Origin of the sequence: Kitasatospora sp. NBC_00374, assembly GCF_041434935.1 — a bacterium.
Classification (GTDB): domain Bacteria; phylum Actinomycetota; class Actinomycetes; order Streptomycetales; family Streptomycetaceae; genus Kitasatospora.
The window spans coordinates 644,610-656,445 of the sequence record NZ_CP107964.1; the positions used below are offsets into that span (position 1 = coordinate 644,610).

12 protein-coding genes are annotated in these 11,836 nt (G+C 75.0%); 5 read left to right on the forward strand and 7 right to left on the reverse strand.

Features of this window, described 5'->3' with window-relative positions; all coding sequences use genetic code 11:
* Positions 1 to 146: 146 nt before the first annotated feature.
* Positions 147 to 1,391, reverse strand: a complete 1,245-nt coding sequence (locus OG871_RS02905) for a cytochrome P450 (RefSeq protein ID WP_371494009.1) — start codon at positions 1,389 to 1,391, stop codon at positions 147 to 149.
* Positions 1,392 to 1,705: 314 nt separating this feature from the next.
* On the opposite strand from OG871_RS02905, the gene OG871_RS02910 reads away from it, so the two are divergent.
* Genes OG871_RS02910 through OG871_RS02920 form a run of 3 tightly spaced genes read left to right on the forward strand, consistent with a single transcriptional unit; the run spans position 1,706 to position 4,967 of the window.
* Positions 1,706 to 2,830, forward strand: coding sequence for a DegT/DnrJ/EryC1/StrS family aminotransferase (locus OG871_RS02910; protein WP_371494010.1), 1,125 nt, complete (start codon positions 1,706 to 1,708; stop codon positions 2,828 to 2,830).
* 53 nt (positions 2,831 to 2,883) lie between these two features.
* Complete coding sequence (locus OG871_RS02915; RefSeq protein WP_371494011.1) at positions 2,884 to 3,846, forward strand: NAD-dependent epimerase/dehydratase family protein; 963 nt, start codon at positions 2,884 to 2,886, stop codon at positions 3,844 to 3,846.
* Positions 3,847 to 3,869: 23 nt separating this feature from the next.
* Positions 3,870 to 4,967, forward strand: a complete 1,098-nt coding sequence (locus OG871_RS02920) for a hypothetical protein (protein ID WP_371494012.1) — start codon at positions 3,870 to 3,872, stop codon at positions 4,965 to 4,967.
* 26 nt (positions 4,968 to 4,993) lie between these two features.
* Here the strand turns inward: OG871_RS02920 and OG871_RS02925 are convergent, their stop codons facing one another.
* The 4 genes from OG871_RS02925 to OG871_RS02940 form a co-directional block, all read right to left on the reverse strand.
* Positions 4,994 to 5,737: a polysaccharide deacetylase family protein gene (locus OG871_RS02925; protein WP_371494014.1), complete on the reverse strand. Its 744-nt coding sequence runs from the start codon at positions 5,735 to 5,737 to the stop codon at positions 4,994 to 4,996.
* Positions 5,737 to 6,579 (reverse strand): SDR family NAD(P)-dependent oxidoreductase, encoded by an 843-nt coding sequence (locus OG871_RS02930; RefSeq protein ID WP_371494015.1) that lies wholly within the window; start codon positions 6,577 to 6,579, stop codon positions 5,737 to 5,739. Before OG871_RS02930 ends, OG871_RS02925 begins: the two co-directional genes overlap by 1 nt.
* Before the next feature lie 2 nt (positions 6,580 to 6,581).
* Complete coding sequence (locus tag OG871_RS02935) at positions 6,582 to 7,511, reverse strand: hypothetical protein (protein ID WP_371494016.1); 930 nt, start codon at positions 7,509 to 7,511, stop codon at positions 6,582 to 6,584.
* Positions 7,512 to 7,826: 315 nt separating this feature from the next.
* A complete protein-coding gene (locus OG871_RS02940) occupies positions 7,827 to 8,396 on the reverse strand; it encodes a PadR family transcriptional regulator (protein ID WP_371494017.1) in 570 nt (189 codons plus the stop codon).
* 93 nt (positions 8,397 to 8,489) lie between these two features.
* On the opposite strand from OG871_RS02940, the gene OG871_RS02945 reads away from it, so the two are divergent.
* Entirely contained in the window at positions 8,490 to 8,921 is a 432-nt protein-coding gene (locus OG871_RS02945; protein ID WP_371494018.1) for a nuclear transport factor 2 family protein, read from the forward strand.
* A 32-nt stretch (positions 8,922 to 8,953) separates the two neighbouring features.
* Here OG871_RS02945 and OG871_RS02950 read toward each other — a convergent pair whose 3' ends face one another.
* Together OG871_RS02950 and OG871_RS02955 are read right to left on the reverse strand one after the other, a co-directional pair.
* Positions 8,954 to 9,757, reverse strand: a complete 804-nt coding sequence (locus tag OG871_RS02950) for an ABC transporter permease (RefSeq protein ID WP_371494019.1) — start codon at positions 9,755 to 9,757, stop codon at positions 8,954 to 8,956.
* Positions 9,754 to 10,734 carry an ATP-binding cassette domain-containing protein gene (locus tag OG871_RS02955; RefSeq protein ID WP_371494020.1) on the reverse strand — a complete coding sequence of 327 codons (981 nt, stop codon included), beginning with the start codon at positions 10,732 to 10,734 and terminating at the stop codon, positions 9,754 to 9,756. Before OG871_RS02955 ends, OG871_RS02950 begins: the two co-directional genes overlap by 4 nt.
* Before the next feature lie 106 nt (positions 10,735 to 10,840).
* On the opposite strand from OG871_RS02955, the gene OG871_RS02960 reads away from it, so the two are divergent.
* Positions 10,841 to 11,731, forward strand: a complete 891-nt coding sequence (locus OG871_RS02960; RefSeq protein ID WP_371494021.1) for an NAD-dependent protein deacetylase — start codon at positions 10,841 to 10,843, stop codon at positions 11,729 to 11,731.
* Positions 11,732 to 11,836 lie beyond the last annotated feature (105 nt).

The following is an 11,836-nucleotide window of genomic DNA, read 5'->3' on the forward strand; positions in this document are numbered from 1 at the left end:
CGGTCCGCAGCGCAGCTGAGCGGAGGTCGCCGCGCGGCACGCCCGGCCCTCCGGGGGACGCTGTCCCTGCGGCCGGGCGGCGGCCCACCGTGCCCGTGGACCGCCGCCCCGCACCGCCCCGCGGTCCGGGGCCGGGGCCGAGCCGGTCAGGCCCGGCGGCCGAGGAGGACCGGGAGTTCCTTGCGACCGTTGGATATGAAGGACTCCAGCGGGCGCAGCTCGCCGGAGGGCACGGCGAGTGCGAGGTCGGGGAAGCGGTCGAACAGCGCGGTCAGGGCGATCCGGGCTTCCAGGCGGGCGAGTTCGGCGCCGAGGCAGAAGTGGGTGCCGTGTCCGAAGGAGAGGTGGTCACGGCGGGTGGCGCGGGTGAGGTCAAAGCGGTCGGCCGCCTCGCCGTGCAGGCCGGGGTCGCGGCCGGCGGCGGAGAAGTTGATGACGATCAGCTCACCCTTCGGGAGCGTCACGCCGGTCTCGGCGTCGTGCAGGTCCTCGGTGGCGAAGCGCGGGATGATGTTGGCGACCGGGGCCTGGTGGCGCAGGGTCTCCTCGATCGCGTCGGCCCAGGTGGCCCGGGAGTCCCGGACCAGGGCGAGCTGCTCGGGGTGGTCGACCAGGTTGACGACGGCGTGGTCGAGGAGGTTGACGGTGGTCTCGTGCCCGGCGCCGATCAGCAGCAGCAGGCTGTCGAGGAGTTCCTGTTCCGACAGGCCGGTGCCGGTCTCGTCGTCGTGGGCGCCGATCAGGGCGCTGGTGACGTCGTCGCCGAGGTCCTGCCGCTTGGCGGCGACCAGCTCGGTGAGCAGCCGGTAGACGGCCTGGCCGTTGGCGACGGCCTGCTCGGCGGTGACGTCGGTGTCGAAGAGGCTGCCGACGGTGTTGCGGAAGTCGTCGTGCATCGACTCGGGGACGCCGAGCAGGGTGTTGACGACCATCAGCGGCAGCACCCAGGTGTACCGGGCGTGCAGGTCGACCGGTTCGTCCCCGTCCGCGGCGGCGAGCCGGTCGATCAGGTCCGCGGCGATCTTCTCGATGGCCGGCGTGAGCAGGCGGACCCGGCGGGCACTGAACGCGGTGCCGATCAGGCGGCGCAGCCGGGTGTGCTCGGGCCCGTAGGCGGTCAGGGCGTTGCGGACGTCGATCCAGATCCGCAGCGGCCAGTCCTCGGCGACCTCGCCGTCGAGGTAGGCCGGCCAGTGCTGGTGGGCGTCCTTGGACACCCGCGGGTCGGTGAGCAGTCGCTTGATCAGGCCCGGGTCGGTCACGGACCAGGCCCGGACGCCGCCGGGCAGCTCCACCGGCGTCGCCGGGCCCTGGGCGCGGAGCAGGGCGGCCTCGCCGTGGAGGTCGGCGGCGGTGGTGTCGAGTCGGTACGGGCAGCGCTGAGTGTCCATCAGGAAGGCTCTCCGGAGGTCGGGTCGGTACTTGTTGATCAAGATCGGTCCGCCATGGAATGTACCCGTACCGTCCGGATCCGGGGCGGAGTTTTCCCGACTGCCCGGTACGGTCGGCGGACTTCCGCAGCGCCGGCCCGGTCCGGGGCCGGCCGGTCCCGGGGCCGAGCAGGGGGCGCTTCGGCCGACTCCGGAGAGTGCGGGGCCGTAACCCGGACGGGCTGTCGCGTCGGGACGGGCGGGGCTGGTCGCGCTAGCCTGAGGTGCCCGATTCGTCCGCTATGGGACGTTTCCATTCCTGCTGGAGGTGGCACGTGGGCGTTCCCGCGGCGCGGATCGTGTTCGACGAGGACGACCGGACGGCGGTCGCCGAAGCGGTGACGGAGATCCTGTCCACCGGGATGCTCACCCTCGGCCCCTGGACGGAGCGCTTCGAGCAGGCCTTCGCCGCCGAACACGGCGCCTCCCACGCCGTCGCGGTCTCCACCGGGACGGCCGCTCTCGAAGTGGTGCTGCGCACGCTCGGGGTGCGCGACCGCGACGTGGTGGTGCCGGCGGTCACCTTCTACGCCACCGCCGGGGCCGTCCTGCACGCGGGCGGCCGGCCCGTGCCGGCGGACGTCGAGGCGTCCACCTTCGCGCTCAGCGCGGCCACGGTGGAGGCGGCCCTGACCCCCTCGACGGCCGCCGTGGTGCTGGTGCACGTCGGCGGGCTGATCACGCCCGAGGTCGATGCCGTCCGCAGGCTCTGCGACGAGCGCGGGATCGCCCTGGTCGAGGACGCGGCGCACGCGCACGGAAGCAGCTTCGGCGGCCGTGCGGCCGGCACCTTCGGCCTGGCCGGCGCCTTCTCGTTCTACCCGACCAAGGTCGTCACCAGCGGCGAGGGCGGCATGATCCTCACCGAGTCGCCGGACCTGCGCGACGAGGCGCGGATCTACCGGGACCAGGGCAAGGGCTCGTTCGCCACCAACCACCACATCCGGTTCGGCGGATCCTGGCGGCTGAGCGAGCTGAACGCCGCCGTCGGCACCGTCCACCTGCGGCGGCTCAAGGAGTTCGTCGAGAGCCGCCGCCGGGTGGCCCGCCGGTACGACACCGCGCTGGCCGCCGTCGACGGTCTCCAGCCGCTCACCGAGCCCGACGGCTGCCGCGGCAACTACTACAAGTACGTCCTGCTGCTGCCGCCCGGCACGGACCGGGCCCGGTTCAAGCGCGAGGTGGCCGAGGACTTCGGCGTCCGGCTCGCCGGCGAGGTGTACGACCTGCCGCTCCACGAACAGCCCGTGCTCGCCCCCTACCGCGGCGGGCCGCTGCCGGTTGCCGAGGACGTGTGCGCCCGCCACGTCTGCCTGCCGGTGCACACCGACATGACCGAGGACGAGATCGACCAGGTGGTCGGGGCCGTCTCCCAGGTCCACCGCCGGCTGGCGGGCTGACCGGGCACACGCGGCTCGACCAGGGGCGGAACGGACCGGACCAAGGAGAAGGAATGCGCGTAGCAGTGACCGGAGGATGCGGGTTCATCGGCTCCCACGTGGTGGACCGGCTGCTGGAGGCCGGGCACGAGGTGCTCGCGGTCGACACCACGGAGCGGTACCTCAACCCGGGCGCCGAGCACGCCCGCGTCGACATCCTCGACCCGGCCGCGCTGACCTCCGTCCTGGACGGCAGCGAGGTGGTGTTCCACCTGGCCGCGATGGCCGACGTGGAACAGGTCAGCGCCGATCCCGTCCGGGCCGTGCGGCTCAACATCGACGGCACCGCGACCGTGCTGGAGGCGGCCCGCCGCTGCGGCCTGAGCCGCACCGTCCTGGCCAGCACCGTCTGGGTGTACGGCGCGGCCCTGGCCGAGGCGGACCTCGACGGGGACGAGCTCGACGAGCGCGTCCCCGTCGAGCTGGAGCGCAGCGGCCACCTCTACGTCGCCAGCAAGCTGGCGTCGGAGATGCTCGTCCACAGCTACCGCGAGCTCTACGGCAGCCACTTCACGATCCTGCGGTACGGGATTCCGTACGGCCCGCGGATGCGCGACGAGCTCGTCGTCGCCCGCTTCGTGCAGGCCGCCCTGACGGGTACGCCGATCACCATCGCGGGCGACGGCCGGCAGACCCGCAACTTCGTCTACGTCGAGGACCTCGCGGACGCGCACGTCCGGGCACTCTCCCCCGCGGCGCAGGACCAGACCCTCGCACTGGAGGGCTCCACCGCCATCTCCGTCCGGGAGATCGCCGACACCGTGGACCAGCTGCTCGGCCCGGTCACCATCGAACACATCCCGGCCCGGACCGCCGACTACCCGGGCCGCCGGATCTCCTCGGCCCGCGCCAAGCGGCTGCTCGGCTGGTCCCCGCGCACCAGCTTCACCGACGGCGTCAGCCGCTACGCCGACTGGTACCGGGCCCAGGAGCCGCCCGCCGCGCCGCCGGCGGCCGGCGACGGCGCGGCGGGCTGACCGGCCGGCCACCGGGGAACGCCGTGCCGCACGCGCTGCTCGTCTCCGGATCGCTCGGCCAGGGCCACGACGTGATGGCCCTGGCCTGCGCCGACTCCCTGCGCGCCCGGGGCTGGACCACCCGCACGGTCGACGCGATGGCCCTGCTCGGGCAGCGCGCCGGCCCGGCCGGCGAGGCCGTCTTCCGGCGCATGCTCGACCTGCCGGGCCTCTACGACGCCTTCCACTTCGCCGCGCTGCGCCCCGGCGCCCGCATCGCCCTGCTCGCCGACGGCGCGGCCGGACGGCGGCTGGTCCCCCGGTTGCGCCGCCTGCTCGACCAGGAGCAGCCCGACCTGGTGGTCTCCGTGTTCGCGACCGCCACCTCCGCGGTGAACCTGCTGCGCCGGGGCCGCCCGGGCATGCGCCATCTGGTGCTCTGCACGGACGTCACCCCGCACCGGCTGTGGGTGCAGGAGGAGACGGACCTGTTCCTGGTCACCTCGCAGGTCGCGGCCTGCGCCGTACGCCGCTACCGGCCGGACGCGCCGATCGCGGTGGTGCCCGCGCCGCTGCGCGAGGCCTTCTACCGGCCGCCCACCCGCGCCGCCGCCCGCGCCGAGCTGGGCATTCCCGAGGACGGGCGGTGCGTGCTGCTGATGTCGGGGTCGTGGGGGCTCGGTCCGCTCGCCCGCACGGCCGAGTCGCTGGCCGAGGCCGGCCCGCACGTCCTGGCCGTGGCCGGGCGCAACACCGGTCTGGAGGACCGGCTGCGCGCCGTCCAGGCCCGGCAGCCGCGGGTGCACGCCTTCGGCCACACCGAGCGCGTGCCCGCCCTGATGGCGGCCGCCGACCTGGTGGTGACCAGCTCCGGCGACACCTGCAGCGAGGCCCGCGCGCTGGGGCGGCGGCTGCTGCTGCTCGACGTGGTCCAGGGGCACGGTCGGGACAACCTCCAGCACGAGCTGGAGCTCGGCCACGCCGACGTGGTGTCCGCCCGCCCCCGGGAGGTGGTCCGCAGTGCCCTGGCCGCGCTCGGCCGCGAGACACCGGCCCCGTCCGCGGGAGCCTCACCGGACGCCTGGCGGTCGGCCTTCTCGGCCGTGCTCGCCCGGGTCGGTCTGGCGGGCGACGGCGGGTAGCCGCGGGCGGTCGGCGGCACGGGCCGCTACGGGCGGGCCGCCACCGGCGGCAGGCCGTGGTCGCGCAGCGGGCCGAGGGTCAGCCCGAGCTCCCGGCAGCGCTCCGCGACGGACGGCAGGGCGCCGAGGGCCGAGCGCCAGGCGCCGGGGGCCGAGGTGCAGTCCGAGTCGTGCAGCAGCAGGGTCGCGCCGCCCCGGAGGTCGGGCCACAGGGTCCGCCGGACGGACGCCGGGGTGGCGTCGGCGGTCCAGTCCCGGCCCCAGGCCGTCCACAGGACGGTCCGCAGGCCGAGGCGGCGGGCGGCGAGGGCCGGCCCGGTGGTCAGCACCCCGTACGGCGGCCGGTACCACAGCGGCCGCGCTCCGCAGGTGGCGGTGATCGCGTCGGTGGCGCGTCGCAGCTCCCGCAGGTCGCGCCCGGGCGCCGGGTACCACTGGGCGCGGTGGTACCAGCCGTGCAGGCCGACCTCGTGGCCGCGCGCGACCAGTTCGCGGCCGAGGCCGGGCGCGCGCTCCAGCATGCCGCCGAGCAGGAAGAAGGTGGCCCGGACGCCGAGCGCGTCGAGCGCGTCGAGGAATCTCGGGGTGCTGCGGGGGTCGGGCCCGTCGTCGAAGGTCAGCGCCACGTGCCCGGCGGCGCCGCGGCCCGCGACGGTCGGCGCCGCGTACCGGCGCACCATCGTCAGCCGGCTCGCGGCAGGGGCCAGGTGCAGCAGTTGCCCGCCCGCCACCGCCGCCGCGGCCCACCCGGCCGCGCGCGCCGGGCCCATCAGCCGAACCTGGCGGCCAGCTGCCGGAACAGCTCGGGTGCGGCCCCGTGCAACCGCGCGGGCATGGCGAGCCAGCTCGGCGCGAACAGCCGGTCCCGGTGGCCGGTCAGCGCCCGCAGGACGTCCTCGGCGATCCGCTCGGGCGACACCGGCCGCGGGCGCTCGCGGTGGAACGGGGTGCCGCGGCGGGCGAAGAACGGGGTGTCCACCGCGCCCGGCAGGATGATGCGCACCCCGACGCCGGTGCCGCGCAGCTCGTACCAGAGGCTCTCGGCGAACAGCGCCAGGCCCGCCTTGGCCGCCGCGTACGCGGCTTCGTCACCCACCCCGACCTGGCCGGCCATCGAGCCGAGCAGGACGATCCGCCCCCGCCGGCGCTCCAGCATGCCCGGCAGCAGCATCCGGGCCAGCCGCAGCGGGGCCGCCAGGTCGACCTCGACGATCCGGTCGAGCACGTCCGGCGGCATCTCGGCGAACGGCCCGCGCCAGCCGACGCCCGCGCTGGCGACCAGCGCGTCGACCCGGCCGGCCACGGCGACGGCCCGCTCGGCGAGGCGCTGCGCCCCGCCGTGAACGGCCAGGTCCTCGGCGAGGGCGTGGCCGCCGGTGCGGGCGGCGACCTCCGCCAGCCGGCGAGGGTCGGTACCGGACACCAGCGGGTACCAGCCGGCCCGCGCGAGCCTGACCGCCGTCGCCGCACCGATGCCCGAGGAGGCCCCGGTGATCAGGGCGACGGGACGCCGGCGGCCGTCGGCCGCCGGCCGGGGCCCTGGGGAGGGGGCCTGCGGAAGGTCGAGCGGGAGGTCGATCGGGGCCGGCGGTCGCGCACTGTTGTCGTCCATGCTCACCTGTCCGCTGAATGGGGGACGGACGCGGCGGAGGCAGGCGGCGCCTCCCCGTCGGTCCGGTCGGCCGGGGGGTCGGCCTGCGGTCCTTCGTACTCCTGCGGCGCCGCCTCGACCTCACCGAACCGGGCGAGGAGGAACGTGCCGCCGACCGCGATCGCGAAGCCGGCCACCGCCGACCAGGCGAACCCGGGACGGGCCCGGTCACCCAGCGCCAGCGCGCCCACCACGGCGGGCCCGAAGGTCTCGGCGACCGTTCCCGCGGCGGTCGCGGCGGTCACCGTCCCCCGCTGCAGGGCGAGCGCGTAGGCAAGGTAGCCGCCGAGCCCGCCCAGGGCGAGCGCGTACGCGGCCGGGTCGGTCAGCAGCGACACCGGATCGGCGGCGTCGATGACCCGGACGGCGAGGCTGGTGATGCCGAAGCCGACACCCGCCAGCAGGCCCAGGGCCGCCGCCACCGCGTTCCCGCCCCGGCGGGCCAGCACGACGGTGAGCAGCAGCATCAGCGCCGTGGCGGCGAGCAGGGCGACGTGGAAGGCCGTGCCGGCGTACTCGCGGCCCTCCCGTCCGGAGCCGACCGCGACCAGTGTCAGGCCGACGACCACGGCGAGGATCGCGGCGACGTCGGTGCGGCGCAGCCGGGCGCCGAGCAGCCACACCGCGGCCACGGCCGTGATGGCCAGGCTGGCGTTGGTCACCGCCTGGACCGCGAACAGCGGCAGGCTTCGCAGCGCGACGATGCTCAGGGCGAACCCGGCGACGTCCAGGCCCGTCCCGAGCAGGAACTGCCAGGAACGGGCCAGGGCCGCCAGCAGGCCCAGGCGCACCCCGTCGGCCCGGGGCGCCGCCCGGGCCCCGCGCGCCTGGAAGACGCACGCGAAGCCGAAGCAGACGGTCGCGACGAGCGCGGTGGTGAGACCGAGCAGCATGGTTCCGGACGCCCTTCGCGGATCGTGTGCGGAGACCGGCCGGCATCCCGGTCGTGCCGCACGGCCCGGCCGCCCGTACCGCCGGCGGCATTCACCACCAGTCTGGGCCCGCTGCTGCCGCGCCGCAGCCGCCGGAGCCGGGTGCGGGAGCCGTCCGCCGGTGCCGGGCGCGCCCGGCGCCGGCGGTCGGGCGGGTGGCCCGGCCGCGGGGAGGCATCCCGGATCCGGCGTCCCGGGCCCGCCCGCCGAACGGGTTCCGGCGGTACGGCTGCGGCCGGGGTCGAGGTCCTGTCCGACCGGTCCTGAGGCACCCGCTCACCGTTCGGCGTGCGTCGTCCGCCGTTCCTTCAGGAGGGCGGCGATCCGCAGGCACCAGTCCCGGTGCTCCCGTTCGAAGGACAGGCCGCGCAGGCAGGTCAGGTAGCCGCCGATCCGCTCGCCGCGGAGCAGGAACTCGTCCTCGTCCTCGTCGCCGCGCAGCTGCCGCAGCAGGTTCCCGAGCAGCTCGATCTTGGCGTCGGCGGCGGCCGCCCGCTCCTCCAGCTGGGCGATCACCGGTTCGGTGCCGATGCGGTCGGCGCTCTGGACCTTGACGAGCAGGTCGTCGCGGATGAACGAGGGCTTCGACGCGGCCGAGGCGAACGCCTCCAGCTCGGCGCGGCCGGCCTCGGTGACCTGGAACAGGCGCTTGTTGGGCCGGGACTCCTGCACCACCTCGCGGCCCGCGACCAGCCCTTCCCGCTCCAGCCTGGCCAGTTCGGCGTAGAGCTGCTGCGGCAGGGCGTGCCAGAAGTTGGCGACGCCGATGTCGAACGCCTTCGCCAACTGGTAGCCGCTGAACTCGCCGTCCAGCAGTGCCGCCAGCACCGCGTGCCGCAAGGCCATCGCAGCTGCCCCTTCCCTTTCCTCGTCTACCACTGCATCATACTCAAGAAAATAACTAGTCAGATTCTTGAGTATGAGGAGGGGCCACCCGCCATGGAGACCGCCGCACGCTTCCGCGCCGCCGTCGAGAAGCGCGATCTCACCGCCCTGGACGAGCTGTTCACCGAGGACATCCGCCTCTACAGCCCGGTGAAGTTCCGCCCCTTCGAGGGCAAGCCCATGGTGCTGGGGCTCTTCGGCGTCCTGCTGCGCACCTTCGACGACCTCCGCTACGTCGGGCACTTCGAGGGCGTGACCGAGACCGGCACCGACGGGCGGGAGGCCCCGTCGGTGGTCCTGCCGTTCCGGGCCACCGTGCGCGGCGTGCAGATCCACGGCATCGACCTGCTCCAGTTCGACGAGAGCGGCCGGGTCGAGGAGTTCACCGTGATGGTCCGCCCCCAGTCCGCCGTGCACGCACTCGGTCAGGCCGTCCTCGAAGGTCTGGTGGCCGACGGCCTCGTCCCCGCACCCACCGACGGGTAGCGCCCGCCGACCGGTCCGGCGCACGAGCGGCGCTACACCGCCCTGCGGTAGAACCACACGCCGAGCGGTGCGAACACCGCGATGATCCCGAAGTCCCAGGCGAGTGCCTGCCAGACCACGCTGGTGGCCGGCCCGCCCAGGACCAGCACCCGGACGGCCTCGGCGGTCATCGAGACCGGCTGGTGGTTGGCGAAGGCCTGAAGCCAGCCGGGCATGGTCGCGACCGGCACGAAGGCCGAGGAGGCGAAGACCAGCGGCGCGAGGACGGGGAAGGCGGCGGCCTGCGCGGTCTCCGGGTCCCCGACGGCCATCCCCACCACGGCGAAGATCCACGACATCGCGAAGCCGAACGCCAGCACCAGCAGCACTCCACCCAGGAACGCGGGCACCCCCGCGTGGATCCGGAAACCCAGGGCGAAGCCGACCCCGGTCATCAGCGTCACCACGAAGACGTTCCGGGCGAGGTCCGCCATGGTGCGTCCGGAGAGCACCGCCGAACGCGCCATCGGCAGCGAGCGGAACCGTTCCATCAGGCCGGTCTGCATGTCGGTCGCCAGGCCGATCGCCGTGTTCATCGACCCGAAGACGGCGGTCTGCACGAAGATGCCGGGGATCAGGAAGTCGACGTAGGAGACGCCGGGCGGCAGGGCCGGGCCGACCACCCCGCCGAAGACGTACCGGAACATCAGCACGAAGACCAGCGGCTGGATGGTGGAGAAGATCAGCAGCCGCGGGACGCGGCGCAGCGCGATCAGGTTGCGCCAGGCCACCGCGAGGCCGTCGCGGACGGGTGCGGCGATCCGGGTGCCGAGCTGCCCGGCGTCGGTGACGGTCATCGTGCGCCTCCGGGGTCGTCGGGTCCGCCGGCCGGACCGGTGCGGGTGCGGTGCCCGGTCAGGGCCAGGAAGACGTCGTCGAGGCTGGATTCGCGGACGGTGACGGTGCGCGGCACGAGGTCGGCCGCGTCCAGCGAGTGCAGGACGTCGAGCAGCAGCCGGGACCCGTCCCGGGAGGCCAGCCGGAGCAGGGCTCCCTCCCGTTCGGCGGGCTCGGCGAGGCTCCCGGCGATGACGGCGGCCGCCCGCCCGGCCCGGGCCTCGTCGCCCATGCCCAGCTCGATCACGGTGTTCCCCAGGCGCGCCTTGAGGACGGCGGGGGTGTCGTCGGCGATGATCCGGCCGTCGTTCACCACCACGACCCGGGCCGCGAGCCGGTCCGCCTCCTCCAGGTACTGGGTGGTGAGCAGGACGGTCGTTCCGTGGCCGGCCAGCTCGCGGATCAGCTCCCACAGGGCCGTCCGGCTCTGCGGGTCCAGGCCGGTGGTCGGCTCGTCGAGGAAGAGCACGGGTGGCTCCGGGACGAGGGCGGCGGCGATGTCCAGCCGTCGCCGCATACCGCCGGAGTACGTCCGCACGGGGCGGTCGCCGGCCGCCGCGAGGTCGAACCGGTCCAGGAGTTCGCCCGCGCGGGGCCGGGTCCGGCCCGCGGGCAGCTGGGTGAGTCGGCCGATCAGCCGCAGGTTCTCCCGGCCGGTCAGGTTGGGGTCCACGGCCGCGTACTGTCCGGCCAGCCCGATCAGCCGGCGGACCGTGGCGGCTTCCCGGACCACGTCGTGCCCGAGGACGGCCGCGTGGCCGCCGCTCGGGCGCAGGATCGTGGTGAGGATGCGGATCGCCGTGGTCTTTCCCGCGCCGTTCGGCCCGAGCAGCCCGAAGATCGTCCCCGGCCGGACCTCGAAGTCCACCCCTTCCAGGGCGGTCACGGACCCGAACCGCTTGCTGAGACCGACGACGCTGATGGCTGCCTGTCCCATCCGCTGCCCTCACTTGTCCTCGCTCGACGTGACGGTTGGCCGCCCGGCCGGGCGGGCCGGGCCGAGCCGGGACCCCTTCCATCGTCCTCCGATCTAAGCTGTCCGCATGCCTACGCGTGCCCCACTCGACGGGACGGCGGCCGACGGGTCCGCACCGCACGCCGCCGGTCTGGCGGAGATCGAACACCTGCTGGCCGGACGGGGTGTCGCGGTGCTGAGCGGCGCCGGGCTCTCCACCGAGTCGGGCATTCCCGACTACCGAGGTGCCACCGGCAGCCTCCGGCGGCACACCCCGATGACGTACCAGGAGTTCGTCGCGAGCGAGGAGGGCCGGCGCCGCTACTGGGCGCGCAGCCACGCGGGCTGGCAGGCGATCGCCCGGGCCGAACCCAACGCCGGGCACCGGGCCGTCGAGGCGCTGCGCCGGTCCGGCCACGTGTCGGCCGTGATCACCCAGAACGTGGACGGCCTGCACCGCGCGGCCGGCACGGTCGACGCCGTGGAGCTGCACGGCGGCCTCGACCGGGTGATCTGCCTGGAGTGCCGGCGCATCAGCTCGCGCGCCGAGCTCGACCGGCGCCTGCACGCCCTGAACGGCGCCTTCCGGGACACCGGCGCGCGGGTCAACCCGGACGGGGACGTCGAGCTGCCGGCCGCGCTGGTGGAGACGTTCCGCATCGCACCGTGCGAGGCCTGCGGCGCCGTCCTCAAACCCGACGTGGTCTTCTTCGGCGAGAGCGTGCCCAAGCCCCGTGTCCAGCAGTGCTACGACCTGGTCGACGCCGCCCGTGCGCTGCTGGTCCTCGGGTCGTCGCTGACGGTCATGTCGGGTCTGCGCTTCGTGCGGCACGCGGCACGAGCCGGCAAACCGGTCGCCATCGTCAACCAGGGCGCGACCCGCGGGGACGAGTTCGCGGCGGCCCGGGTCGCCCTGCCCCTCGGAGCGGCGCTCACGTCCCTCGCGGAACGGCTCGGAGGCGAGGCGTCGACGCCCTGACCGCCACCGTCGCCGGGCGGGGTGCTCTGGGCCGGCCGGGCGGATCCTGTCGCGCGCGGGCGTCGCCGTCCGGGGGCGGGCACGCACCTCGTGCTCTGCTGGGAA